Annotated in this window: 28 protein-coding genes and 1 tRNA gene; 11 read left to right on the top strand and 18 right to left on the bottom strand. The window is 31.6% G+C overall.

Annotation, left to right across the window (positions count from 1 at the left end; translation table 11 throughout):
• Window positions 1–88: 88 nt before the first annotated feature.
• From Ollyesu_RS03600 to Ollyesu_RS03620, 5 genes are read right to left on the bottom strand one after another with little or no spacing between them, the layout of a single operon-like run.
• On the bottom strand, window positions 89–697 hold the full coding sequence (locus tag Ollyesu_RS03600; protein ID WP_279302429.1) for a DUF4230 domain-containing protein: 609 nt from the start codon (window positions 695–697) through the stop codon (window positions 89–91).
• A gap of 3 nt (window positions 698–700) precedes the next feature.
• Window positions 701–1,447 (bottom strand): cyclase family protein, encoded by a 747-nt coding sequence (locus Ollyesu_RS03605; RefSeq protein WP_279302430.1) that lies wholly within the window; start codon window positions 1,445–1,447, stop codon window positions 701–703.
• Between the two features lie 2 nt (window positions 1,448–1,449).
• Window positions 1,450–2,622, bottom strand: coding sequence for a radical SAM family heme chaperone HemW (hemW, locus tag Ollyesu_RS03610; RefSeq protein ID WP_279302431.1), 1,173 nt, complete (start codon window positions 2,620–2,622; stop codon window positions 1,450–1,452).
• 24 nt (window positions 2,623–2,646) lie between these two features.
• Window positions 2,647–3,201 carry a crossover junction endodeoxyribonuclease RuvC gene (ruvC, locus tag Ollyesu_RS03615; RefSeq protein ID WP_279302432.1) on the bottom strand — a complete coding sequence of 185 codons (555 nt, stop codon included), beginning with the start codon at window positions 3,199–3,201 and terminating at the stop codon, window positions 2,647–2,649.
• Window positions 3,201–3,773 carry a cell envelope biogenesis protein OmpA gene (locus Ollyesu_RS03620; RefSeq protein WP_279302433.1) on the bottom strand — a complete coding sequence of 191 codons (573 nt, stop codon included), beginning with the start codon at window positions 3,771–3,773 and terminating at the stop codon, window positions 3,201–3,203. The genes ruvC and Ollyesu_RS03620 overlap by 1 nt, the downstream gene beginning before the upstream one ends.
• Before the next feature lie 106 nt (window positions 3,774–3,879).
• Here Ollyesu_RS03620 and Ollyesu_RS03625 point away from each other — a divergent pair, with 106 nt between their 5' ends.
• The 5 genes from Ollyesu_RS03625 to Ollyesu_RS03645 are packed head-to-tail and all read left to right on the top strand — an operon-like array spanning window position 3,880 to window position 8,163.
• Window positions 3,880–4,848, top strand: coding sequence for a lysylphosphatidylglycerol synthase domain-containing protein (locus Ollyesu_RS03625; protein ID WP_279302434.1), 969 nt, complete (start codon window positions 3,880–3,882; stop codon window positions 4,846–4,848).
• A complete protein-coding gene (locus tag Ollyesu_RS03630) occupies window positions 4,848–5,972 on the top strand; it encodes a glycosyltransferase (RefSeq protein WP_279302435.1) in 1,125 nt (374 codons plus the stop codon). The genes Ollyesu_RS03625 and Ollyesu_RS03630 overlap by 1 nt, the downstream gene beginning before the upstream one ends.
• 50 nt (window positions 5,973–6,022) lie before the next feature.
• Entirely contained in the window at window positions 6,023–6,895 is an 873-nt protein-coding gene (locus tag Ollyesu_RS03635; RefSeq protein WP_279302436.1) for a hypothetical protein, read from the top strand.
• Between the two features lies 1 nt (window position 6,896).
• Window positions 6,897–7,631, top strand: coding sequence for a Bax inhibitor-1/YccA family protein (locus Ollyesu_RS03640; RefSeq protein WP_279302437.1), 735 nt, complete (start codon window positions 6,897–6,899; stop codon window positions 7,629–7,631).
• Window positions 7,632–7,653: 22 nt separating this feature from the next.
• Window positions 7,654–8,163, top strand: a complete 510-nt coding sequence (locus Ollyesu_RS03645; RefSeq protein WP_279302438.1) for a hypothetical protein — start codon at window positions 7,654–7,656, stop codon at window positions 8,161–8,163.
• Here Ollyesu_RS03645 and Ollyesu_RS03650 read toward each other — a convergent pair.
• The 3 genes from Ollyesu_RS03650 to Ollyesu_RS03660 are packed head-to-tail and all read right to left on the bottom strand — an operon-like array spanning window position 8,149 to window position 9,841.
• Window positions 8,149–8,625 carry a hypothetical protein gene (locus Ollyesu_RS03650; protein ID WP_279302439.1) on the bottom strand — a complete coding sequence of 159 codons (477 nt, stop codon included), beginning with the start codon at window positions 8,623–8,625 and terminating at the stop codon, window positions 8,149–8,151. The two genes, Ollyesu_RS03645 and Ollyesu_RS03650, sit on opposite strands and share 15 nt — an antisense overlap.
• 58 nt (window positions 8,626–8,683) lie before the next feature.
• A complete protein-coding gene (locus tag Ollyesu_RS03655; RefSeq protein ID WP_279302440.1) occupies window positions 8,684–9,385 on the bottom strand; it encodes a PDZ domain-containing protein in 702 nt (233 codons plus the stop codon).
• Window positions 9,386–9,436: 51 nt separating this feature from the next.
• Complete coding sequence (locus Ollyesu_RS03660) at window positions 9,437–9,841, bottom strand: hypothetical protein (RefSeq protein WP_279302441.1); 405 nt, start codon at window positions 9,839–9,841, stop codon at window positions 9,437–9,439.
• A gap of 131 nt (window positions 9,842–9,972) precedes the next feature.
• Here Ollyesu_RS03660 and Ollyesu_RS03665 point away from each other — a divergent pair, with 131 nt between their 5' ends.
• Window positions 9,973–10,470 carry a DUF456 domain-containing protein gene (locus tag Ollyesu_RS03665; protein ID WP_279302442.1) on the top strand — a complete coding sequence of 166 codons (498 nt, stop codon included), beginning with the start codon at window positions 9,973–9,975 and terminating at the stop codon, window positions 10,468–10,470.
• 246 nt (window positions 10,471–10,716) lie between these two features.
• Here the strand turns inward: Ollyesu_RS03665 and Ollyesu_RS03670 are convergent, their stop codons facing one another.
• The 10 genes from Ollyesu_RS03670 to Ollyesu_RS03715 form a co-directional block, all read right to left on the bottom strand.
• Window positions 10,717–11,394 (bottom strand): response regulator, encoded by a 678-nt coding sequence (locus tag Ollyesu_RS03670; RefSeq protein ID WP_279302443.1) that lies wholly within the window; start codon window positions 11,392–11,394, stop codon window positions 10,717–10,719.
• A gap of 3 nt (window positions 11,395–11,397) precedes the next feature.
• The gene (locus Ollyesu_RS03675) at window positions 11,398–13,191 is read right to left on the bottom strand and encodes a sensor histidine kinase (RefSeq protein ID WP_279302444.1); all 1,794 of its coding nucleotides are present in this window, start codon (window positions 13,189–13,191) and stop codon (window positions 11,398–11,400) included.
• A 355-nt stretch (window positions 13,192–13,546) separates the two neighbouring features.
• Window positions 13,547–13,726, bottom strand: a complete 180-nt coding sequence (locus tag Ollyesu_RS03680; RefSeq protein ID WP_279302445.1) for a hypothetical protein — start codon at window positions 13,724–13,726, stop codon at window positions 13,547–13,549.
• Between the two features lie 433 nt (window positions 13,727–14,159).
• Window positions 14,160–14,233 (bottom strand) — tRNA-Asp (locus tag Ollyesu_RS03685).
• Between the two features lie 65 nt (window positions 14,234–14,298).
• Window positions 14,299–15,228 carry a DUF58 domain-containing protein gene (locus tag Ollyesu_RS03690; RefSeq protein WP_279302446.1) on the bottom strand — a complete coding sequence of 310 codons (930 nt, stop codon included), beginning with the start codon at window positions 15,226–15,228 and terminating at the stop codon, window positions 14,299–14,301.
• Window positions 15,228–15,773 carry an ATP-dependent Clp protease proteolytic subunit gene (locus tag Ollyesu_RS03695; RefSeq protein WP_279302447.1) on the bottom strand — a complete coding sequence of 182 codons (546 nt, stop codon included), beginning with the start codon at window positions 15,771–15,773 and terminating at the stop codon, window positions 15,228–15,230. The genes Ollyesu_RS03690 and Ollyesu_RS03695 overlap by 1 nt, the downstream gene beginning before the upstream one ends.
• 85 nt (window positions 15,774–15,858) lie before the next feature.
• A complete protein-coding gene (gene trxA, locus Ollyesu_RS03700; protein WP_279302448.1) occupies window positions 15,859–16,176 on the bottom strand; it encodes a thioredoxin in 318 nt (105 codons plus the stop codon).
• 139 nt (window positions 16,177–16,315) lie between these two features.
• On the bottom strand, window positions 16,316–20,704 hold the full coding sequence (gene dnaE, locus Ollyesu_RS03705) for a DNA polymerase III subunit alpha (protein ID WP_279302449.1): 4,389 nt from the start codon (window positions 20,702–20,704) through the stop codon (window positions 16,316–16,318).
• Window positions 20,705–20,853: 149 nt separating this feature from the next.
• The gene (locus tag Ollyesu_RS03710; protein ID WP_279302450.1) at window positions 20,854–21,318 is read right to left on the bottom strand and encodes a PA2169 family four-helix-bundle protein; all 465 of its coding nucleotides are present in this window, start codon (window positions 21,316–21,318) and stop codon (window positions 20,854–20,856) included.
• Window positions 21,319–21,495: 177 nt separating this feature from the next.
• Window positions 21,496–22,188 (bottom strand): DUF6252 family protein, encoded by a 693-nt coding sequence (locus Ollyesu_RS03715; protein ID WP_279302451.1) that lies wholly within the window; start codon window positions 22,186–22,188, stop codon window positions 21,496–21,498.
• Between the two features lie 143 nt (window positions 22,189–22,331).
• Here Ollyesu_RS03715 and Ollyesu_RS03720 point away from each other — a divergent pair, with 143 nt between their 5' ends.
• From Ollyesu_RS03720 to Ollyesu_RS03740, 5 genes are all read left to right on the top strand, one after another.
• Window positions 22,332–22,874: a 30S ribosomal protein S16 gene (locus Ollyesu_RS03720; RefSeq protein WP_279302452.1), complete on the top strand. Its 543-nt coding sequence runs from the start codon at window positions 22,332–22,334 to the stop codon at window positions 22,872–22,874.
• A gap of 68 nt (window positions 22,875–22,942) precedes the next feature.
• Window positions 22,943–23,476 (top strand): ribosome maturation factor RimM, encoded by a 534-nt coding sequence (gene rimM, locus Ollyesu_RS03725; protein ID WP_279302453.1) that lies wholly within the window; start codon window positions 22,943–22,945, stop codon window positions 23,474–23,476.
• The gene (locus Ollyesu_RS03730; RefSeq protein ID WP_279302454.1) at window positions 23,469–24,182 is read left to right on the top strand and encodes a methyltransferase; all 714 of its coding nucleotides are present in this window, start codon (window positions 23,469–23,471) and stop codon (window positions 24,180–24,182) included. The genes rimM and Ollyesu_RS03730 overlap by 8 nt, the downstream gene beginning before the upstream one ends.
• 59 nt (window positions 24,183–24,241) lie before the next feature.
• Window positions 24,242–25,420, top strand: a complete 1,179-nt coding sequence (locus Ollyesu_RS03735; protein WP_279302455.1) for an acyl-CoA dehydrogenase family protein — start codon at window positions 24,242–24,244, stop codon at window positions 25,418–25,420.
• 106 nt (window positions 25,421–25,526) lie between these two features.
• The gene (locus Ollyesu_RS03740) at window positions 25,527–26,264 is read left to right on the top strand and encodes an SGNH/GDSL hydrolase family protein (RefSeq protein ID WP_279302456.1); all 738 of its coding nucleotides are present in this window, start codon (window positions 25,527–25,529) and stop codon (window positions 26,262–26,264) included.

Here is a 26,264-nt window from a genome sequence, read left to right on the forward strand (position 1 = left end):
TAAAAAAACATAAATAGGTTAACACAAATATAGGCTTTTAAAAATTAAAATCAGTTTAAGTGTGTTATTTTTTCGATGAAATGCTTGATTATTCTAACTTTTTAGTTTCTGTGTCTGAAATTTTTAAAGCCGAATAATCTAATTTCCATCCAATAGTTTCAACAATATTCTCCACTAACAATAAAGATTCTAGTGCTTCTTTTTTTGCTACAGTATATAAACCGCTTTCAGGAACTTTGTCTCTAATATGTTGTTTTGCTTCTTCGCTTAAATTAGTTAGATCTGTTGCTTCAAACCTATTAAAATAACCGTCTTTTTTATCGTAATAGTTAATATTAGTCTCAATAGACAATATTTCAGGTTGAGGAAAATGACTTATAGTTACGGTCTTCTTTTTTTGATTTGCAGTTATTTCAATTTTATTAAAATCATAACCAACATAGGCTTTAGCATTAATTACTACTAGAGCTTTTTTCTTGCTAGACACTAATTTTAAAAAGCGCTCTTTAACATCTTGATAATGATATATCTCAGCAAAATCTCCTTCAACTGTAATAAATTTACAGACTTTTTTAATCTTGTCTAACAGTATTATAGATTGTGCAGAGACTTTCTTTTTAGATTGTAGATAATTATATAACGTATAAATACCTAATCCTAAAATCCCTCCAAATATTAATGTAAAAAATGTTTCCATCTACTATTCAATTTTATATAAAATGGGCTTACTTGGTGTCGCATCATTCTCAAAAGGTGCTATTTGAAGATTTAATATATACTTACCATCTTCTATTCTATTGGCTACGTAAATAAACTCTGTTATGGTGGCATCCTTTCTAATCTTTCCGTCCACATCCCAAAAGGCTTTGTGTGCTACTAATTTACCCTCATCTTTCTCTTTATCTACACTTGGCAAATCGATTAGTAAATGCTTGACTCCTATTTTTTTGATAAATACTGCAGCGTCTTCTGTTAAATAAGGCCAATTGGTATTGGAATATTGTCTATTTTTTTTCTCTTTGGTATTGGGCATAGTCCTAATAACAAGTGCTTGTGGTTTACGTTGTTTTAATAAATACTGCAATTGAGCTTTAGAGATAACCTCGTCTTCACCAATTAATTCTGGTGCTACTGTTATAACTTCTGCTATAAAGAAAAACTGTTTCAAACATTTATTGACACTGTAAAATTGCTCAGTAATATGACCCACACATTCTGTATGTGTCCCATGTGCATGTGGATTAAACTGAATAGTATTAAAATTAATCGAAGCACCTTCTTTGACACTTGCAGTCCAATCGTTAAGTACAACAGGTTCTATTTTTGGCTCATCAATATACCAAGCATTGACATTAGATTTTGATGCACGAAGTGGCATCGAAATGTCTAAGGGTTGCGCTAAATTTACTGTGTATTTTTTGGTGTTAATAGTTATTGTAGAAATCACGTTTAGATAATTTTAAACAAATCTGAAGCAATTCCATCGCTTAAAAATTTGCCTTTTTTAGTTGTTTTTAAATTGTTATCCTCAATATACAACAATTGTTTATTTATGTATTGCTTAGATTGGTGCAACAAGTATTCCAAAAAAGTTTTCCCAAATTGAATTTCTATTTTTTCAAGCGACACACCCCAAATAGTACGCAATCCAGTCATGACATATTCGTTGTACTTATCTGTTTTAGTTAGTGTTTCAATGTCTATTGGTAATTCTTCAGATTCAATTTTTTTGATATACATAGTATTGTTTTTGACATTCCAACCACGTTGTTCTCCATTAAAACTGTGTGCAGAAGGTCCAATACCCAAATACGGTTTGCCTAACCAATAGGCACTATTATTCTTACTGTAATAGCCTGTTTTACCAAAATTAGACAACTCATAATGGTCAAAACCTGCTTGCTCTAATTCCTCAATTAATATATGAAACTGTTCATGCGCCAAATCGTCATCGACATTATCTATAATTCCTTTGTCTATAAAACTTGCTAATGCTGTTTTAGGCTCTACTGTTAATGCATAACTTGAAATGTGTGGCACACCAAAGATGAGCGCTGTTTTAATATTGTCTAACCATTCTGAATTTGTGCTGTTAGGAATACCATAAATCAAGTCTATACTAATATTATCGTAATATTGCGTTGCTATTTCTAAGCATTGTTTTGCTTCTTGCACGTTGTGTGCACGATTCATGAGTTTTAAATCTTTTTCATGAAACGATTGGATGCCGATTGATAATCTGTTGATTCCTATTCTTTTATAGTTCTCAAAAACCGATTTGTACTTGTTTTGCACTTCGACTGCGCTCAGTGAGACATTATAGATAACTAAATCATCAGGATTCGCTTCAAGCGTAATTTCTGGGTTTTCTATAACCTGATAGTTTTTGTAGACTGTATCAATTAACAATTGTAATTCGTCAAAAGACAATAAACTTGGAGTCCCACCTCCAAAATAAATAGTTTCCACAGTGGTATTTTTAAACTCATCTTTACGTAGCTCTAACTCTTTTACTAACGCAAAAATCAGCTGGTCTTTTTTCTTTAAAGAAGTTGAAAAATGGAAGTCGCAATAATGACAAGCTTGCTTGCAAAATGGTATGTGGATGTAGATGCCTGACATTATAATTATGTGATAAGTTTGTCGTTACTTCTTAACGCGCTTCTCATTCTCCTTAACAAAAGCACTCCAACCTGTGTAACTTTTACCAATTGTAACTCGTCCTTGGTTATAAAAATGACAAACAGCAGCGCCAAGACCATCCATTGCATCTAAGTTTTTTGGTAATTTTTTAATTCCTAATAGACTTTGTAGCATTTTAGCGACTTGTTCTTTACTAGCATTTCCGTTTCCTGTTACAGCCATTTTTATTTTTTTTGGAGAATACTCGGTAATTGGGACTTCTCTGCTTAATCCTGCAGCCATAGCAACACCTTGAGCACGTCCTAATTTAAGCATACTTTGTACGTTCTTCCCAAAAAAAGGTGCTTCAATTGCAATTTCATCTGGATGATGCGTGTCAATTAATTCTATAGTGCGTTCAAAAATCAGTTTCAGTTTTAGGTAATGGTCGTCGTACTTTTTAAGGTCCAACTCATTTAGCTGCAAAAACGTCATTTTTTTGTTTTCGACTTTAATCAAGCCAAAACCCATTATGGTTGTTCCAGGATCTATTCCTAATATAATTTGTTCTTTACTCATTAATTACAGGTATAACAACCACTTAAAGACACTGCTACTCCAACAGTTACAGTCAACATATTTCCATTAAAAGACCCAAAACCCTCTGTGATGGGATCAAAAGTATCGCCAAATCCTAAAATATACGAGCCATCTACAAATGCAGAAACAGTTTGGCTTATTCCAACATGAAACTCTAATCCACCCATTGCATTTAAAAATGAGGTTTTATTATCTCCATAATTCCCTAAAGGCTTTATCATTGAGTAACCAGGTCCTACATGAAAAACGAGTCCTGTTCCAAAAGGTAAAAACGTAAAATCTCTTGTAGCATCATATATAAATTGAGCATTGATGCGTGAATAATTAGTTTTAAATTCTGGTGTGTTATCTGCATTGGCAAAACGATTATAACCAAAATCTACTTTAGCACCTAATTGCGGTGTAAACATATGCTGCACTCCTAAATTAATGGTTGGAAAATTCATGCTATTTGCTTCAAACGGATTAACTAATCCGTCTTGAGATGGACTATTAAAACCCACAGCAATTAAAGCTTTCCATTTACTGGTTTCAATTTGGGCATTTGCCAAAGTGAAGCAAAAAATAGCGATTAGTACAAAACAATAGTGTTTAATAGTCGATAACATTGTGTAATATTTAGTTTATTTTGCAAACGCAAAAGATGGCGTAACTATTATGTATAGCAACTTGCCTTACAAAACTAAACAATTCTTTTTTGTACTTATTAAATTAAGTATAGTTGTTGGTGCTTTTTATTTTATTTATCAAAAACTTTTGAAAAACGATACTTTAGATTTTAATCGTTTTTTGTCTTTTTTGAGCAAAAATGAGCTGTTTTCAGTTAAAAATGTCATTTTTTTGCTGTTTTTAACGATTTTAAACTGGTTTTTTGAAATAATTAAATGGCGATATTTAGTCTCTAAAATAAAACGACTATCTGTTTTAGAAGCAACAGAACAAAGTTTAGGTGCTTTAACCGCTTCCCTATTTACGCCAAACCGAATTGGAGAATATGGTGCCAAAGCTATTTATTATGCAAAACCACACAGAAAACGCATCTTACTATTAAACCTAATTAGTAACATGATGCAAATGAGTATTACCGTTATTTTAGGTGTGATTGGAGCTGCCTTTTTATTTCAAAATTATAAGATTGAATTAGATTACTTTAGGTTATCAAGAGGATTAATTGTTGTTTTTATAATAGCATGCCTTACTTTTTTTGGTGTTAAGCAAAACAAGTATAGAATTAAAGGGTTCCTTATTGAAAAAATTCGTGATTTTGTATTTAATTTAGGTGCTAATTTTTTAATTTTTGGGTTGTTTTTATCTCTTGTTAGGTACGCTATTTTTTCTTTTCAATTTTATGTAATTCTTTCGTTATTAGGACTTGATTTAGGATATTTTGACGCGATGATTATTATTACCAGTATGTATCTTTTAGCGTCCATCATTCCAACCATTTCTATTTTTGATGTGGTTATCAAAGGAAGCGTTGCCATTTATTTATTTGGTTTAGCTGGTGTTGAAGAACTTCCTGTATTGAGTTGTGTCTTTTTAATGTGGATTTTAAATTTTGCCATCCCAAGTATATTTGGTAGCTATTACGTGCTAAATTTTAATTTACCAAAAACTAAAAATTAATGATTATTGCTTTTATCATCGTCATTTTACTATATTTATTTTTAATAGGCAGTTTTGTATTAGGTTTTGATAAAGTAAAAACAATTAGACTATCAGATATAATACCCAAAACGAAGTTTACAGTTATCATTCCGTTTAGAAATGAAGCTGAGCATTTACCAGAATTATTAGAGTCTATTTTAAAATTAAATTATCCCAAAGACTTATTTGAAATCATTTTTGTGGATGATGCTTCAGAAGATGATTCAGTTGCACAAATCATGCGATTTCTCAGCTATGTTCAAAATGACTCAAAACTTTTAAATAATATACGTGTATCTTATTCACCTAAAAAAGATGCGATTGCTTTAGCGATACAACACGCAAAATCTAAATGGATTATAACTACAGATGCCGATTGTATTTTACCTAAATATTGGTTGGATAGTTACAATGAGTTCATCCAAAAAAACTCTGCTAAATTGATTGCTGGACCTGTAACCTACAGTCTTAATAAAGGATTTTTAAACGCGTTTCAAACCTTAGATTTTTTAAGTTTAATTGGTGCTACTATTGGTGGATTTGGATTGAATAAACCGTTTTTATGTAATGGAGCTAACTTAGCGTATCAAAAAGACTTTTTTGAAAGCGTCAATGGATTTGAAGGTAATACTACTATAGCTAGTGGTGACGACATTTTCTTACTAGAAAAAGCTTTAAAAACAGATAAAAACGCAGTACAGTATTTAAAATGTGAGCAAGCTATTGTCACCACAAAACCACAAGCCTCTTTAAAACTTTTATTAGCACAACGCTTACGTTGGGCAAGTAAAACCAGTAATTACAGTAATAATTTTGCTAAACTAGTTGGGTTAATAGTTTTGCTAGCAAATGCTTTAATAGTTGTTGGATTCGTTTTAGCGCTAATGGGTTTATTGAAAGTAAAAGCTTTTGCCTATCTGTTTTTTATTAAAATAGCGATTGATTTTTTATTAATATACAAAACCAGTCAGTTTTTTAATAAAGAAAATGTTCTGAAACATTATACTTGGAGCTGTTTAGCATATCCCTTTTTTAGTGTTTATATTGCTTTTATATCTATGTTTATGACCTATAAATGGAAAGGTCGCACGTTCAAGAAATAGTGTTTTAACTAAAAAATTTCTACATTAGCAGTAAACCAATCTACATTGTTATGAAAAAACTTGTTTTTCTTTTAGTCTTAACTATTTCAACCTATAGTTTTGCACAAAATACCTACACCGTAAATAATGAAACATTAGAGCTTAAAACAGAAGTTGAAGGTACTTTAGATTTATTATGGAATACTTTTGATAATCAGTTTAGATACTTTGTAAAAACTGAAGATGGTACTATCACAGAATTGACAAACGCTAAAGACAGCAATAACAAGTATGACAATGCTTATCAAAATACATTAAGCAATATAACTGGTCTTGATACATCCCAAACTAAACTTACGTTATACAGCTTAAAACAGTTTGTTAATGATTACAATGCTAGCAAAAATTCAAGTTATGATTACGATAATAGTAAACCTAAACTAAAAACTAGAATTGGTTTGTTTGGCGGACTCACTAACAACCCTTTTGTAGTTAATCCAAACAATAAAAAAGTAGCCTTTTTTGGAGCAGAATTAGAATTGTTTCAAGATAATCCAATGCCAAAGCATGCTGGTTTTTTAAATATTAGAACTACTGGAGATACGGACGATTTTAAATACTCGTCCACTCAAATTGCTTTGGGTTACAGATTTAGATTTATTAATACTTCTAATTTTAATGCGTATGCACAAACAAAATTTGCTACATACGTTAGTTCTAAATCATCATTTACTTATGAAGATTCGGAAAATCCTGGTACATTTTTTACTCAGGATTTAAGTAGTTCTGGATTTGATGTTCCGTTTATTTTTGGGCTTGGAGCCGATTTTAAAGTTGGTAATGGCTACGTTACTTTTGTTTACGATTCGTTATTTGCAGCATTTCAGGATACCGAAGACAATTTCCCTATGGATGTTGCATTAGGTTATAAATTCAATTTATAATATGGGTTATTTAGATAAGACTTCTAATCCTGCATTTTCTAATTATTTTTGGAATACTAGTAGTGGATCTTTTAAAAAAATGACCGTTACTGGTATTTTATTAAAAACACTATTCTGCTTATTAGTTATTACAAGTATTGTGGTTGCTATCTGGAAATTATACGCTAACGGAACCAATATTAAATGGTTTGCAACTGGTGGCATGCTTGGAGCAATAATAATTAGTATTGTGATTTCTGTGAGGCAACATTGGGCACACATTTTAGTACCATTATATGCTGTAGCTAAAGGATTTTTTCTTGGCGGAATTACTGCCTACGCACAAGCTAGTTTTCCTAATTTACCTTATCAAGCTATAGGTGTCACTCTAGTGACCTTTTTTGTGGTCTTATTTTTATATCAAACACGACTTATTGTTGTGACCAACAAAGTAAAAAGTTTGATTATAACCGTTTGTACCAGCATTTTTGTAGTTTACTTAATATCTTGGATTTTAGGCTTTTTTGGTATTAAATCTTTTATTTGGGGAACCTCTTGGTTAGCTATTGGCTTTAATATTTTTGCAGCCATTTTTGCAGCTTTATCTTTATTGTTAGATTTTGATTACATCGAAAGACAAAAAAACAGAGCGCCTAAGTATAAAGAATGGATGGCAACTTGGGGACTATTAGTGACAATCGTATGGCTATATGTAGAGATATTAAGATTGATGAAGAAGTTTGCTATTAGATTTTAACTTTTTAAAAAACAAATAAACTATGTTACATTTATTTTGGTCCTTAATTAACACTGTTATTGTATTATATTTTCTTTTTCTTTTAGTTCAATTTATAAGAAAAGGTAAAAAGATGTTTCAGTCTCAATTTAGATTAGTTTCTGTTTTTGTTTTAGTTATTGGTATTGTTCAAATTTTGGCTGCATCTAAAAGTGACGATAAAGTAAATAAAATTATAATTTCTGATAACTATAGTAAAAACAACACCTCTGAAGTAAAAAAGATGATTTTAGAAGACAATTTAACTTTTGAAATTAATTTATTAGTTAAATACCCTGATGTTCAACATAAATTTATTCCTACAGAAAGTTATAGTAATTTAACAGGTTTTGTCAGCGGTTATCAATGGGAATTTCTATCTATTGAAATCAATACTGAAGAAGAACATGAAGTTTTTGAAGTAAGTGGTATCCTAAAATGGAATCTGTTTGGAATTAACATTTATAATCAGAAAAAGCAATTTAAAAAAACCGTTAACTTAATTCACCTGTAAAATTATTGGTAATTTAAATTCAGTCTTAACTTGCTGTCCTCGTTTTATTGCAGGAAATATTTGAGGAAGCGTATTTAAACTGTCTGTAATTAAAGTCTCAATATTAGGGATTTCTTGAGAGGTTATACTATCCATTTTAATCGAGTTAATATCAAGTTTTCCTTTTTCTGAAATCAAAAAAGACAACATTATTGTGTCGTTAATATCTTGACTAACTATAATAGTTTCAGTTTGTAATGTCTCTGAAATATGGTTAGCTAAAGTCGTTTCAAAGCATTCCTTACTTTCTAATTTTGTTTGCAGAGAATCACAGATTTCAAAACTTGGGTAATTATCAACCTCATTCCAGTTAAAGGTTTTTAATTCTTCAGATAAAATAGCTTCAGGAGTTGTTTTTTTAACGTCAAAATATTGGCAGGACACCAATAAAAAAAAGACTAATAAAACAGCTATTTGCTTCATAATAAACTAATATAGCCGAAAAATACAACTTTTTTATATGACAAAAACGGGTATTTAATTAATTTCTTTTAACCACAAATAGATTAGAATAAGTGGCACTGTCTTTACTAATTTTTAAAACATACACACCATCTTCTAACTTGTCTACATTAATGTCTTCATTTAGATTTCCAGTAGAAAATCGCTTCTTATATTCTTTAACAAGTACGCCATTAGTCATATAAATTGCAAAGTCATACTCACCTTGTACAACTTGTTTAAAAGACACGTTAAGCTGACTAACAGCTGGATTTGGGAAAATAGAAATATTATCTTTAGATAAAGATGATGTTGCGTCGTCACAACAAATTTCTTCTTGTACAATTGTTGTGTTTTTTGCTCCTAAAACAATGGATTTATATATTGTTTTGCCTTCTCTGTTAATTGTAAAACGAACGGTATCAAAAGGGTTATATGCTTTTATAGCATTAATAGCATCACCACGTCTATTAACTTCTAAACCGTTTACAGCTAAAACTATATCATAAGCTTGTAAACTATTATCTGCTGCTGAAGTACTATCAATAACTTTTAATATTATGACTCCTTTATCAGTTTTGTTTTCTTTATCGCAAGGACTACCAAAATGCACACCCAAATAGGCTGTGTCATAAACTACTTTATCCATAATACATGTTTTTTTACAGTTAACTGTGTCTTGTGAAACAGACACATTTGTTATGCTTAAAAACAAGATGAGTACTGGTAAAATTCTTTTCATTTAATTAGCTTTTATTATATAAATATACCATTTTTCATGCAAATTCTATTTTTAATTAGTCCCTACAGTTATAGCTAGTAATTCATTAATAGCCTCTACATCTTTATCAGAGATGTTTCCTTTGATTTGTATAGCATCTAATACATTTGAAATTTTTTTCTCTAATTTAGTTTTGTTTTCCTGAGCAATAAATTTTTGAACCTTATCCACTAAAGTTGGGTCAAACGCTTTACCAGACATCACTTTTTTTAATAATTGTAAAGCATTGTCTTCCTGATCTGACACATGTCCTTGTACTGCTATTTGTTCTTTAATTTGATTGACTGTTGTTGGAATATCTTCAGCATAGCTTGAACTCTTTTTAGAGTCTAAACAAGATGAGGATACTAACATCAAAATAATTAAAGATATTATTTGTAATCTTCTTACAGTCTTATACTTTTTATTAAAAATCATATTGGTTTATATTTTAATTAATAACTATGAGCGAATAGCACCTATTGCATAAATATAACCATTAAAATTTTATACTTATAACTATTTTATAATATGTAACAAAGTTGAAAAGGAATCGTCCAATATATCAAATGGATATTTTTTTAACTATAATAGGTGTGTTTTTTATGGTTTTAGGCTTAGTTGGAAGTCTATTACCTGTTTTACCTGGTCCACCATTAAGTTGGATTGGTTTACTGTTTCTATACATGACAGATGCTGTACCTAATGACACTCTTTTTTTAGTCATCACTTTACTAGTAGCTTTACTTATTTTTACTTTAGATTACATAATTCCAGCAATAGGCACTAAACGTTATGGAGGTAGTAAAGCTGGAATGATTGGAACAACAATTGGGCTAATTCTTGGAATGCTTTTACCCATTCCTGGCGGTATAATTATTGGACCTTTTATAGGTGCATTTATTGGTGAAAAATCTAATAATGCTAATTCGGACAAAGCTTTAAGAGCTGCATTTGGTTCCTTTTTAGGCTTTGTAGCTGGTACATTTTTAAAATTTGTTATCGCTATTATATACTTTGGATTTTTTATTTCAACCTTCTGGAAATACAAACACCTAATGCTATAAAAAGCGTTAAGCAACATCGAGAGATGCTGCTTAACAGTGTGTAAATGTAAATGCTATTAACCAAACAGAAGTTTGAAGGGAAATATTAACTAATATTAAGTTATATAACAAATATATGTATTATTGCACTTTGCCTATGTGGTTAAAACCACAAGGCAATTGAGGTTAAAACCGCAAGTTTTAATTATGTGAAGCTATTTAAGATGTTTTTTTTGAAGAAAATAAAATAAATTTTAACATTTACCTTTAAATATAGCCCTTTTCTTTAGCTATTCTGATTAAGGTTTCGTCTTTTCCATCCTCAACTGCAAATAGTTCTTTTAGGTTTTTTTTACGTTTCTCAATTGCACTTAACGTTATGCCTAAATGTCCAACTAGATCTTTGGTCCTTACACCCAAGGATAAAAAATGTAGCATTTTGTGGTTTATTTCGTCCACCTCTATTGGGTTGAAAATACTGCGTTTAATAATGTTATTTATGGTTCCTGTGTAAAAGGGTGGTCTATTTTGTATAACTTCAAATGCACTAGCTAACTCACTAGACGTTAAATCACTTTTTATCAAAAACCCTTCAGGATTAATACTTCTTATAATACTGTGTATCCTATAAACTTCGTTAAACATGGTAAGTATTACAACCTTAGCTTCAGGCTGAGTCTGTTTGACATATTTTGCTAAATCTTCTCCAGATTTATAAATCCCATCTTTAGATTCTGGAATACTGATATCAAAAAAATAGATATTATATGGCTTACCAATGCTTTTTGATTTTTTAATGGCTGCTAAAGCCGAATCGCAATCTGTAGCAATATCTATCTCTAGCGTTTGATTCTCTTTTTTAGTGGCTAATAAAGTATGTTGATAACCCTCTATAATCATAGGATGGTCATCTACCATTAATATTTTTAAAACTGTGTTATCCATAGGTTAATTATTTAATGTTGGGACATTAATTATTATTGTCGTGCCTTGATTTTTCTGGGTTTTAATATCTAATTTACCGTTTATTTCTTGTATTCTGGAGTCTATATTTTTTAGACCTATACCTTTTTTAGCTTTTTGCAAATCAAAACCTTCTCCATTATCAGAGATAGTTAAAGTTAAAATATTTTTATCAAACTTAAACGAAATATCGACCATCGTCGCTTTTGCGTGTTTATAAGCATTTTGCATAGTTTCTTGCAAAATACGATACACGTGTATTTTTATTTTATTATTTAAAGCATCCCAATTAATAGTTTCGTCTGCTGTCAAAGTATACTTAATGTTATAAGCAGTCATTTGCGTATCAACTAACGTTTTGATGATGTCTAAATAACCTGATTGCTGTATAAAATCTGAATTCAGCTCGTGTGACACCTTTCTAATTTCTTCTTCAATATTTTTAAGCTCGCTTATGTAAGTACTTCGTTTTTGTGTAGCTTCTGGAGTTGTACTAAGGTTAAGACCATCCAAGCTTAATCGGACTCCAAATAATTTCCCTAAAATACCATCATGTATATCTTTAGAAATTCTATTTTTCTCTAAACTTCTGGCTTCATCTATTTTGTCTTGTTGAGAAAGCATGAGGTTATAAATTTCTTCGTTAGCCTCTTGTTGTTGACGTTCTAATTGAAGTTCTTTATTTTTTTCTCTTTGAGATTTTATAATGTATAGAAAAAATAGAGTTGCTAACAACCCGATTGAGGTAATAATTAACCATAATCGTTGCTTAGATATTTGCTGGTTTTCTTGGATTATTTCATCAGTTTCAAATTCTATTCTGGCAAATTTGTTTCTAATAGATCGCTCGGCTAAAACTAAACTATCACTTAGCTTTATATACTCATTTAAAAACACTCTTGAAGAGTCTTTATCTATTGTAGCTTTTGTTTTGAGAGTCTGAAGTATAAAATTGTTAGCTTTTGATTTCTTAGCAATATTATATGATAAGTTGTTATAATATTTTGCAGAGTCAATTTTTCCAATTGAGGTTAAATATTCAGCATAATAAGCTCCAGAAGACATTAAAGCGTTTACGTCATTCAATTCTCTTGAAACTTTTAAAGATTTTACAAATAAGTCATTAATACTTAAATCTTCTTTATCTATCAAAAATCTTGAATATGCTAAATTTGCAGTAATTATAGAAAATGAAGAAGGATCGCTAAGTTCTAATTCTTTATTTTGAAGAATTTCATTAAATTCTTTAGCTGCCTTTATAAAATCACCTTTTTTTCTATATGTAGAAGCAATATTACTGTTAGAATACAATTTGTAATATTGACCGTTAGTCATTTTATCTGCATATTCAATTGCTAATTTATGATAATCTAAAGCTTTATCATATAATTCTAGTTCACTTGAAATTACAGCCAATAAATTGTGAATTGACCATAAAGTATCTAAGTTATTTGGTGTTTTAGGTAATCTTTCAAAAATTTTCTTTGCTGTAATTGCATTTATTTCAGCTCCAATAAAATCTCTTTCAGATTTTTGTATATCTGCCATATTTAAAAGAACTTCACCTTCTTTAGTATAGTCCTTTATTAAATTATAAACTTTAGTTGCTTTATAATAATAATAATAAGCGCTATCAAGTTTTATTTCTTCATGAAATGCATAACCTAATATATAATTTGCGTCTGCAATTGAAGATGAATCTTTTATTTTCTCTGCTAAAAATAAATTTTCTTTGTTGATTGTTTTGAGGCTTCTAATATCATCTTGATAAAGATACAATGATGATAAAACTTTCTTACTTTTTAATAATGTAGAATCAACTCCATATGATTTAGATAATTTAATAGCTTTTTTTGCATTAGAAATTCTTAAATCAATGTTTAATGTATTATTTTTAGATATTGTTCTATAAATTAAAATCGAATCAAGAACAATGTTTTTTGACTTTACTTGCGCATAAGTTAAAGAGGAAAAAAATATTAAAACGAAGAATATTTTGTACAAAATTTGATGTTAATTTAAACCTTAATCAAATTTAAATAAATTATCCGTCTAAACATTCAATTAATTCCAACAAATAAAAAAGCTTTTAATTAAAAAATTAAAAGCTTTTTTCTGATATATAAAATAAAGACTATCCGTTTGTAGGTTTCTTTTTCTTTGTTATGTCTGTCATAACAATTAACTTTACTTCAGGTTTTTTAACTTCCTTGTTTGTATTGTCGTCACTTGACTCAGAACCATTAAAAGAGTTTACTCCTGTTAATAATGCGATTGAAAAGATTGCTACTAATGTAATTTTTAGGGATTTCATAATGTTATTTATTTATTGTTAATTTTTAGTTTATATTAATTTTATTTAAAATTTAAATACAAGGTTTATAGGTTAAGATTAATAACCTACTAAAAATCACATACTTCTATTTGATGTATGTCCAATAAGATAAATTAACTAACTTTAAAAAGAAGGTATTGTTAAGGGAATTTTTTAAAGCCAGACGAAAATATCATAACGGACGATAAAAATAACAATTTAATCGATGAAATGCAAATTTTGAGGATAAAATGCATTTAAAACAAAAAAGCATCCCAATTTTCTTTACAGAAAAAAGGAAAGCTTTCCATCGGTTCAAGCTATTTAACTAGCTTTCTACCAGTTTGATAGACTACTACATCTATCAAAACAACACAACTAAATTTTATTGCTAAAAAAAGCTCCAATTTCTCGGAGCTTTTAGCAATTTTTGCGGTCTGGACGGGATTCGAACCCGCGACCCCCTGCGTGACAGGCAGATATTCTAACCAGCTGAACTACCAAACCGTTGCATAATTGCGAGTGCAAATATACACTCCAAAATCAATATGACAAATATTTTTATACTTTTTTTAAAGAAATTTTTGACGCTCAACAAGGTAAGTCGTCAAAATTTTATCAAAAGACTGATTAATATCTGCTTCAACGTATTTTATTTTATACTGTAAGCATTTCATCTTCAATTCATCAAAGAAATCAACTATAGCCTTTTCGTAATTTTCTTTAACTTGATTGGCATATAAATTAATGTGCTCTCCTGTTTCTACATCAATAAAGCGTTTGGGTTTATTATCAAAATCAAACGTTAATTCTTTGTCTTTATCAAAGACATGAAAAAGCACTACTTCATGTTTATTGTGCTTTAAATGTTGCAAAGCTTCAAACAGTTTTACCTCATCCTCATTTGTTTGAAACATATCTGTAAATACAAATATTAGAGACCGTCTGTGGATTTTCTCTGCAATTTCGTGTAAATATTGATACGTTTCTGTTTGCTTATTTAAAGGTCTTGAAATTACAGATTCTTCTAACGTATTAAGTAGCATTTGATGGTGACGCTCACTCCCCTTTTCAGACGAATAAAAATCGTAAGCATCACTATAAATACTTAATCCAACAGCATCACGCTGTTTTTTTAAAATATGCATTAAAGACGCTGATGCTAATGCAGAAAAAGCTATTTTATTTAAGTAGTCTAAGCTGAATCTATCCATTTTAGGATAGTGCATCGAGCTACTATTGTCTATTATAATGTGACAACGTAAATTGGTCTCGTCATCATAGCGTTTAGTGTACAGTTTATCAGTTTTGGCAAACAACTTCCAGTCAATATGTCTTGTGTTTTCGCCTTGATTATAAATTTTGTGTTCTGCAAATTCTGCAGAAAACCCATGAAACGGACTTTTATGCATTCCAGAAATAAAACCTTCTACCACTTGCCTTGCTAAGTGCTCTAGGTTTTTAAATCCGCCTGCTTTATTTAGTTCGTTTTGAAGATTCATTATTTAGTAACTCCATCTACAATACCGTAAGCCACAGACTCGTCTGCTCCCATCCAATGATCACGATTAAAATCTTTCATAACTTTTTCAAAGGTTTGCCCACAATTTTCTGCTAATATACGTGCACTTAGCTCTTTAGTTTTTAGGATTTCTTGTGCGGTGATTTCAATATCACTTGCTTGTCCACGTGCACCTCCACTTGGTTGATGTATCATAACTCTAGCATGTGGTTGGATAAAACGTTTCCCTTTAGCACCAACAGATAATAAAATTGAACCCATAGATGCTGCTAAACCTGTACAAACTGTAGATACATCACTATTTAGTGATTTGATACAATCATACATGGCAAATCCAGAAGTGACATAACCTCCAGGACTATTAATATATAGTGTAATATCCTTGGTCTCTAAACTATCTAAATATAATAACCTATCTATGACATGTTTTGCCGATTTGTCATCTACCATTCCCCATAAAAACACTTTGCGTTCTTCTAATAATTTACTGTCAATTGCGTCTTGAACTTTTGTCTTTTTACTCATTGTATTCGTATTTCTTAATTTTTAACTAAAATAAAAAAAGGTTTGCCATTACAGCAAACCTTTATCAATTCTTTATGAATATATTTTACAATAACGCATCTATCGCGTCTGCATATGCTTTTTTAGGAGCCACTCCAACTTGACGTCCTACAACTTCTCCGTTTTGAAATACTAAAACCGTTGGGATGTTACGTACGCCATATTTAGCAGCAAATTCTTGATTTGCATCTACGTCTAATTTACCAACTACTGCTTTACCATCATATTCAGTGCTTAACTCGTCTATGATTGGTCCAACCATACGACAAGGTCCACACCAAGCTGCCCAAAAGTCAACCATTACTGGCTTGTCACTATTTAATACTGTGTCTTCAAAGTTTGCATCTGTAATTTCTAATGCCATAATATTGTGTTTTAATTGTGTTTACTACATGTTAATATGCAATATTAGTCAAAAAAAGTGCCAAAGCTTACAACCTGACAATTTGTTTTAACTATTGCTATATTGTTTGATTTTATATTATTCTGATAATACCAATAATTTAATTCAACTTAAAATACACCTGTTCACTTTCTAATTCATTCAATAACTCTTGGCTAACCTTTACTTTTTGTTTACGACTTGGCATGGTTAGTTTTATTTGGTCTCTGTTATCGTAAATCACAAAATTTAAAGATTGATTACCTGGATGCATTTGGATAAGTTCTTTTAACTTTTGAATTTTACCTGTTTCTAATTCTTTAATATTTAATTGAATGGATAGTTTTTTAGCATAGGTCTCCATAACGTCATGTAACAACTGGAAGTTGTTAAACTGCAATCGTGGTTCACTCTTCTTACCAGTATCACGATTAACCCAACCTTCCCTTATAAAAGCTTTGACATACACAAAATTGTTTTTTAGCAAGAAATGTCTAAACTTTAAATATTCTTCTCCAAAAATTCTAAACTCAAACGTATCTGTATAATCTTCAACAGTAAATAATGCCCAGCCTTTTCCTTGTTTACTTACTCTATGTTGTACATCTGTTACAACACCTCCAAAAGTTAATTCTCTATTAACATAAGTCTCTAAATCGTTAAACAAGGCTAAACTTGCATTACAGAATGTTTTCATTTCGGTTCTAAAATCATCTAAAGGATGTCCAGAAATATAGACACCAACCACTTCACGTTCTTTAGCTAGTTTCTCCATAGTTCCCCAAGTTTCACATTCTGGAATTATTGGTTCTTCAATTTGAACTTCACTTTCGCCACCAAACAGACTAACTTGAGCAGAATTCTCATTTTCTTGGTGTTTTGCACCATACTTAATGGCTTTTTCTAAAAAAGTTAAATCACTTCCGTCTTTAAAGAAATATTGTGCACGATGTGTATCTCCTAGCTCGTCAAAACCTCCAGCTAAAGCTAAATTCTCAAACGCTTTTTTATTAGCAGCACGCAAATCAATTCGTTTTGCTAAATCAAAAATTGAGGTGTAAGGTCCATCTTTTTTTCGGTTTTCGACTATAGTCATTACTGCGCCATGACCCACTCCTTTTATGGCTCCCATTCCAAATCGTACCGCATTATCTTTATTTACAGAAAACTTGTAAAAAGATTCGTTGACATCTGGACCTAATACAGATAATTTCATACGCTTACACTCTTCCATAAAAAACGTCACCTGTTTGATGTCATTCATATTATTAGAGAGTACTGCTGCCATATACTCTGCTGGATAGTGTGCTTTTAAATAGGCTGTTTGGTAGGCAATCCAAGCGTAACACGTCGAGTGCGATTTGTTAAAGGCGTAACTGGCGAATGCTTCCCAATCTTTCCAAATTTTTTCAAGCTTTTTGGCATCATGTCCTTTTGCACTAGCCTGCTCAATAAATTTGGGTTTCATTTTATCCAAAACCGCAATTTGCTTTTTACCCATTGCTTTACGCAAGACATCTGCTTCACCTTTGGTAAAGTCTGCTAGTTTTTGTGACAATAACATCACTTGCTCTTGGTAGACTGTAATCCCATAGGTCTCTTTTAAGTACTCTTCCATTGCTGGTAAGTCGTACTCGATATCTTCATCACCATGTTTTCTGCGCACAAAACTTGGGATGTATTCCATAGGACCAGGTCTGTAGAGTGCATTCATTGCTATTAAATCGTCAAAAACCGTAGGTTTTAAATCTTTTAAGTGCTTCTGCATTCCTGGTGATTCATATTGAAATACACCAACGGTTTCACCACGCTGAAATAACTCAAACGTCTTAGCATCGTCAAGCGGGAAGTTTTCTGGATCCAGTTGAATATCATGTTTTGCTTTTACAATCTTAACCGTATCTTTTATTAATGTTAAGGTTTTTAATCCTAAAAAGTCCATTTTAAGTAAACCAGCATCTTCAACAACCGAGTTATCAAACTGTGTAACATACAGATCGGAATCTTTTGCAGTAGCTACAGGAACAAACTTGGTGATATCGTCTGGAGTAATAATAACACCACATGCGTGAATACCAGTATTTCTAACCGACCCTTCTAAGGTTCTTGCTAGGTTTACTGTTTCTGCTTCTAGATCATCACCTTCAGATATATTTAACAACTGATTGACTTTTTCTAAATCTTCTGCTCTGAATTTTTGCCCTAATTCTTTTTCACTTAAACCAAATATTTTTCCAAGCTTAGACATGGTTGGAATCAACTTAGCTATTCTATCTGCATCAAACAATGGTAAATCTAATACTCGTGCAGTATCACGAATACTAGATTTTGCAGCCATAGTCCCATAAGTAATGATTTGTGCGACTTGGTTACTTCCGTATTTTTCAATAACATAATCCATGACACGACTTCGACCTTCGTCATCAAAATCGATATCAATATCTGGCATACTTATACGGTCAGGATTTAAAAAACGCTCAAAAAGTAAGTTGTACTTCAAAGGATCAATGTTGGTAATCCACAAACAATAGGCTACAACAGATCCTGCAGCACTACCACGTCCAGGACCAACAGACACATCCATATTTCTGGCTTCACGTATAAAATCTTCTACAATTAAGAAATAGCCTGGATATCCTGTATTTTCAATGACTTCAAGTTCAAAATCTAGTCGTTCTTTAATTTCATCTGTTAAATCTTCACCATATCGTTTTTTTGCTCCTTCGTATGTTAGATGTCGTAAAAAGGCATTTTCACCTCGTTTACCACAATCTTTTTCGTCCTCTTCATGTTTAAATTCTTCAGGAATGTCAAAAGCTGGTAATAAGACTTCTCTTGCTAATTGATACCCTTCTATTTTATCTACAACGTCTTGGATATTACTAATAGCTTCTGGTACATCTTTAAACAGTGCTTTCATCTCTTCTTGAGACTTAAAGTAATAGTCTTGATTAGGTAATCCGTATCGATATCCTCGACCTCTACCTATTGGAGTCGCTTGTTTTTCACCATCTTTAACACATAATAAAATATCATGTGCATTGGCATCTTCTTGTTTGGCGTAATACGTATTATTAGTTGCAACAAGTTTAATATTATGCTGTTCAGAAAATTTGATTAACGTAGGATTTATGCGGTTTTCGTCTTCTTGATTATGGCGCATCAACTCGATATACAAATCATCCTGAAATAATTCTTTCCACCATAGTAAAGCTTCTTCTGCTTGGTTTTCACCTACATTTAAAATCTTGCTTGGGACTTCGCCATATAAATTTCCTGTTAAACAGATTAAATCATCTTTATACTGTTCGATTAACTTTTTATCGATTCTTGGCAGATAATAAAAGCCATCCACAAAAGCATGAGACGATAGCTTCGCTAAATTATGATATCCATTTTTGTTTTTTGCTAATAACACTATTTGATAACCATTGTCTTTTCTGGTTTTATCTAAGTGATCTTCGCAAACAAAAAACTCGCAACCAATTATAGGTTTTATTTTTTTTACAGTTGTAGTTTCACCTTTTTCTTCTGCTTCTGCAATTTTAGCTTCAACAGATTTGTTGTGTTTATTTACTGCATTAACAAAATGAAAAGCTCCCATCATGTTAGCATGATCTGTTAACGCAACCGCTTCCATATTGTGGGACGCAGCTTCTGCAACTAAATCTGCAACACTCATAGTAGACTGTAAAACAGAAAATTGTGAGTGGTTATGAAGATGTACAAAATTAGCCGATTTTAGCTCTTGTACATTTTCTTTTATAGTTTCTGAAGAAATATCTGATGCTTCTTCCTTTTGAAGCCTTGCATTAATCTTAGCACTTTCTTTTTTAAGATTGATGTGCTTAAGACCTATTAACTGTATTGGTTGTGGGTTTTCACGATTAAACCTCTCAAAATAATCGGGTTGAACGTCTAGTTCTTCCTTTGTAAACTCTTTACGTCTAATTAATTCTAAAAAACAACGTGTTGTAGCTTCAACATCTGCTGTAGCATTGTGCGCTTCAGCAAATGGTTTATTAAATAAAAACTGATGCAACTCAGTTAACGTTGGTAATTTAAATTTTCCGTAACGTCCACCTGGAATTTTACAAAGCTCTGCAGTATGTTCAGTACAAGTATCTAAAACAGGAAGTTCCTGAAGTTGATTTGCAATATCCATTCGAACAAACTCGGCTCCCATGATATTTAAATCAAACTTGACATTTTGACCAACTACAAATTTGGTTTTGCTTAATGCAATATTAAATTTTTCTAAAACGTCTAAAAGTGGTACACCTTGCTCTTGTGCTAACTCTGTAGAAATCCCATGAATTTTCTCCGCATCATAAGGAATATTAAACCCATCAGGTTGTACTAAATAATCCTGACTCTCGATACAATTACCCATCTCGTCATGTAATTGCCATGCAATTTGAATACATCTTGGCCAATTATCTACGTCTGTAATTGGTGCATCCCAACGTTTTGGTAATCCTGTAGTTTCGGTATCAAAAATTAAATACATTGAAGAGTTTTAGTGATTTATTGCTAAAAAAATATGAGCTTATAAAAATACAGAGAATATTCCCTTTTTTAAAGTGAAGTTATAAACAGTTGTAAACAAAAAAAAAGCCAACTGAAAATCAGTTGGCTTTATTAAATATTTAGTTAGAATTATGACACTAATTCTTCGTGAACTTTCTCGGTATTAATTGCTGCTTGGATTGCATTTCTATGCTTCATTAATAAACTATCGATTGTTGGTGGCAAGTCGTTTTCTTTCATTAACTCGTCGTAAGTCTCAAGACTTGCTTCCTCACCTCTAATAGCTTCTTCCAAAATGGCTTCTTCATTATTAGATGAAAATGTTGATTTTAATGTCATCCAATTTCTATGCATCGCCCCTTTAAAACTTCCTGAATCTTCTGGGATTTGACCATATTGTAAGATTTCCGTTCTTAATTCTTTGGCAAATTCACTTCTTTCTGATGCACGTCTTTTAAAGAACATTTTTAACCTATCATTATCTACATTATCTACAGCATTTAAATATCCTTTTTCAGCATCGTAATTTTTGATTAGTAATTCGTTTAATTTTTTAGAAATTTCTTCTGTGTACTTCATAATATCTTTTATCATTTTTAAAATTTCAATATATTTTTTTAACGATGTGTATTGTTTCACATCTTCATACTTAATATAACAGATATAGACGCTTATGTCAAGTGATTTAACAGTGTTTATGATGCTTTTAAGAGTATTTAACAAAAAAGCCAACGCAAATGCGTTGGCTTTTTTATATAGTTATATTATAGTTTAATTTGAACAATCTCCAAGCGAATCTATTATAGTCTGTATTGACCCATCTTCGTCACCACAGGCTTGTTTTTTAACCTGAAGTGCTGTTTTGTAGGCCTCACAAAAACCTGTATAATCAGGTCCATCTGGATCTACATTATTTAAATTAGTTAATGTAGTTGCTGCAACAGCTGTAGCATTTAAGCAGGCTTGTGTTTGACCAGAGATATCAACAGCGCCAATGCTTAGTATTGGCACATTATAAAAATAACCTCTATTAAAATTTTCAGAATTTAATCCAGTGTTATCAAATGCATGAAAAGTAAATGTGCCAGATACTGTTCTCTCAATTAAATTGAACTCTGTAATGGTAATATTACCTTCTGAAGGATAAATTTGTACACTTGGATGTGGCACACTATTAGTTGAAAATACTGTTCCTAATTGGTTTTCATAAATTGCAGAAGACACTGTATTACCAAGAGCGTAAGAACCTTCAGTCGTGTTAGTAGCTTTTAAATTAATAGTTTCTAAATTTCTAATTCCAGTTACGGTTAAATAACCTTGATCATCAACATTAGCCCTATAATTTGTAGCTTCCCATAACTCGTCTCCATTATAACCAATAAATGCAGGCGTGTTAAATACAAGCTCCTCTCCACAAGAGGTAAGAGTTAATAAGACAGTTAATAAGATGATTATTCTTTTCATACTAATACATTTAACGACATCAAAAATAGAATAAATTAATTTTATTTGATAGAATTACTTTAAAAACTTGAAAATTAAAAAATTATAGTATCTTTGCAGACTTATTAATAATCGAGGTCGTGAACCTCACAAATTAATTATTTATGCCAGTAAAAATTAGATTACAAAGACACGGTAAAAAAGGGAAACCTTACTACTGGATCGTAGCAGCAGATGCTAGAGCAAAAAGAGACGGTAAATACCTAGAAAAATTAGGCGCTTACAATCCAAACACTAACCCAGCAACTATCGAATTAAACATTGATGGAGCTGTACAATGGTTACAGAATGGTGCACAACCAACTGACACAGCAAAAGCAATTTTATCTTACAAAGGTGCTATGCTTAAAAATCATTTAGCAGGAGGCGTTAGAAAAGGTGCTTTAACTGAAGAACAAGCTGAAGCTAAATTTAATGCTTGGGTTGAAGAAAAAGCAAGTAAAGTAGAAGCTAAAAAAGACGGTTTATCTAAAGCTGAAGCTGAAGCTAAAGCTAAAGCTCTTGAAGCAGAAAAAGCAGCTAACGAAGCACGTATTGCTGCAGCAGCTCCTGTAGAGGAAGAAGTTGAGGAAACACCTGAAACAGTAGTTGAAGGAGATCCTTCTGAAGAAGTTGAAGCTTTAGAAGCTGCAAAAGAAGAAGAATAAAAAATATTTTTTTATACTTTTAAACTCCGATAAGCACTTATCGGAGTTTTTTATGCAAAAAACTTACTATGGATATTAAAGATTGCTTTTTTTTAGGGAAAATTGTAAAAAAATATAGTTTTAAAGGTGAGTTACTTATAAAACTGGATACAGACGAACCTGAATTATACGAAAACTTAGAATCAATACTCGTTAATTTAAGAGGGACTCTGGTTCCATTTTTTATTGAAAGTGCACAGCTTCATAAATCTGAATTGCTTCGTGTGAAATTTGAGGATGTAGATACAGAAGCAGATGCTGATGCGCTAATTAAAAGTGAAACCTATCTACCTTTAAGCTTTTTACCAGAATTAGATGAGGATAAATTTTATTTTCATGAAATTATTGGTTTTAAAGTAGAAGACAAAAACTTTGGTACAGTTGGAATTATAAAAGGGGTGAATGATAGTACTGCTCAATCTTTATTTGAAATAGACAGAGATGGTATTGAAATATTAATACCCATGAATGACGAGTTTATCACTAAAGTCGATAAACCTAATAAAACCATTTTTGTAGACACGCCAGAAGGGTTGATTGATTTGTATTTAGAAAATGAATAAACCTTTTAAATTCAAACAATTTACAGTCCAACAAAATCAATGTGCTATGAAAATTGGCACAGACAGTGTCCTTCTTGGTGCTTGGACACCTATGGACACAAATCCATTTTCAATATTAGACATTGGTGCTGGAACAGGTATTTTATCCTTAATGTTAGCACAACGTAGTAATGCGCAACTTATCGATGCAATAGAAGTAGATGATTTAGCATACGAGCAATGTGTGGATAATTTTGAAGCCTCTCCATGGAGTGACCGTTTATTTTGTTATCATGCAAGCTTAGAAGAGTTTACAGATGAAATTGAAGATAAATACGACCTTATTATATCTAATCCACCGTTTTATTCTGAAGATTATAAAACAGAAAGTGAACAACGCGATTTAGCACGATTTACTGATGCATTACCCTTTGACCATTTATTAAACAGTGTCTCGCAATTACTTTCAGAAGATGGTGTATTTTCTGTAATTATTCCCTTTAAAGAAGAGGATGCTTTTATTGCGCTAGCTTCAAAATTTAAATTGTTCCCTAATAGCCTTTTACATGTTAAAGGCTCATCGGAATCAGAAATTAAACGAAGTTTAATAAGCTTTTCTTTCAGCGAAAGCGAAATAAAAAAAGAAACACTTATTATAGAAACTTCAAGACACCAATACACCAACGACTACATTAATCTGACTAAAGAATTTTATCTTAAAATGTAAGATAAAATTGTGTTCTGCAAACGATTTCGTTACTTTTGTTTTTCAATTAAAACAAGACTATGAAACCAGATTTATTTGAAGCTCCGGATTATTACAACTTAGACGAATTATTTACCGAAGAGCATAAATTAGTACGCGATGCTGCAAGAGAATGGGTAAAACGTGATGTCTCACCTATTATCGAAGAAGCTGCTCAAAAAGCAGAATTCCCTAAATCAATTATTGGTGGATTAGCAGAAATCGGTGCTTTTGGACCTTATATTCCTGTTGAGTATGGTGGTGCAGGATTAGACCAAATAGCTTACGGATTAATTATGCAGGAGATAGAGCGTGGTGATTCTGGTGTACGTAGTACAGCGTCTGTGCAATCGTCTTTAGTGATGTATCCAATTTGGAAATACGGAAACGAGGAACAACGCCAAAAATATTTGCCAAAATTAGCTAGTGGAGAATGGATTGGTAGTTTTGGTTTAACAGAGCCTGATCATGGAAGTAATCCTGGTGGAATGACAACCAATTTTAAAGATATGGGAGACCATTATCTGTTAAACGGAGCAAAAATGTGGATATCCAATTCGCCATTTTGCAACGTAGCAGTCGTTTGGGCTAAAAACGAAGAAGGTCGTATACATGGTTTAATTGTAGAACGTGGTATGGAAGGCTTTACAACGCCAGAAACACATAACAAATGGTCGCTTCGTGCATCTGCAACTGGAGAACTTATTTTTGATAACGTTAAAGTCCCAAAAGAAAACTTATTACCAAATAAATCTGGTCTTGGCGCACCTTTAGGTTGTTTAGATTCTGCTAGATTTGGAATTGCTTGGGGAGCAATTGGAGCTGCAATGGATTGTTATGATACTGCCCTACGTTACAGTAAAGAGCGTATTCAATTTGGGAAGCCTATTGGTCAATTTCAGTTGCAACAAAAAAAATTAGCTGAGATGATTACGGAAATTACCAAAGCACAATTATTAGCTTGGCGATTAGGTGTGATGCGTGAAAATGGTACAGCTACCTCAGCACAAATCTCTATGGCGAAACGTAATAATGTCGATATGGCTTTAACTATTGCACGAGATGCTAGACAAATGTTAGGTGGAATGGGAATTAGTGGAGAATACAGTATTATGCGACATATGATGAATCTTGAAAGTGTAGTCACCTATGAAGGGACTCATGACATCCATTTATTAATTACTGGTCTTGATGTTACTGGTTTAAACGCTTTTAAATAGATTACTAAGCGACACTTGGAGCACACTCAAATGAAAAATATATTAAAAATGCTTCTCTAATCGAGAAGCATTTTTTTGTTCTGTCCATTAGTTGTAAATTTAGTTTATGAAAAAGAACATTTACCTTAAGCTTATTGTAATTGTATTATTAACTATTGGTTGTAGTTCTAATTCCAGTAGCTTATCCAACTCGATGTCTCAAACTCAAGACAATCCAATAGATGACACTCCTACAGATAATCCACAGCATTTTAAAATATTGTCTTTAGGTGATAGTTATACTATTGGTCAAAGTGTTTGTGAGACGTGTCGTTTTCCGGAGCAATTAAAAGATAGTTTATCTACTGTCTTTAATAATGATACCTTTTCATTAAAAATTGTTGCTCAAACAGGTTGGACCACTACAAATCTAAAAAATGCTATAGCTAATACTGTTTTAATTGAAGATTATGAACTAGTTACTTTGCTAATTGGAGTTAATAACCAATTTCAAAGTAGACCATTTTCGTTATACGAAACTGAGTTTCCGGAACTTGTTAACATCGCTATTACACAAGCCAAAGGTGAAAAAAACAGAGTAATTGTGGTTTCGATACCAGATTATGCTTACACACCATTTGGTGGTGGTAACACCTATATTTCTCAAGGCATAGATACTTATAACGCTTTCGCGGAAAGCTATTGCGCATCCAACGATATTACTTTTGTGAATATTACAGACATTACTAGACAAGGCTTAGAAGATCCAGAACTAGTGGCATCTGATGGTTTACATCCTTCTACAAAAGCGTATAGTAAATTTGTAGAACGCATTTTACCATTTGCTATAGAACAACTAAATTAG

It is taken from the genome of Olleya sp. YS (genome assembly GCF_029760915.1).
Taxonomy (GTDB): domain Bacteria; phylum Bacteroidota; class Bacteroidia; order Flavobacteriales; family Flavobacteriaceae; genus Olleya.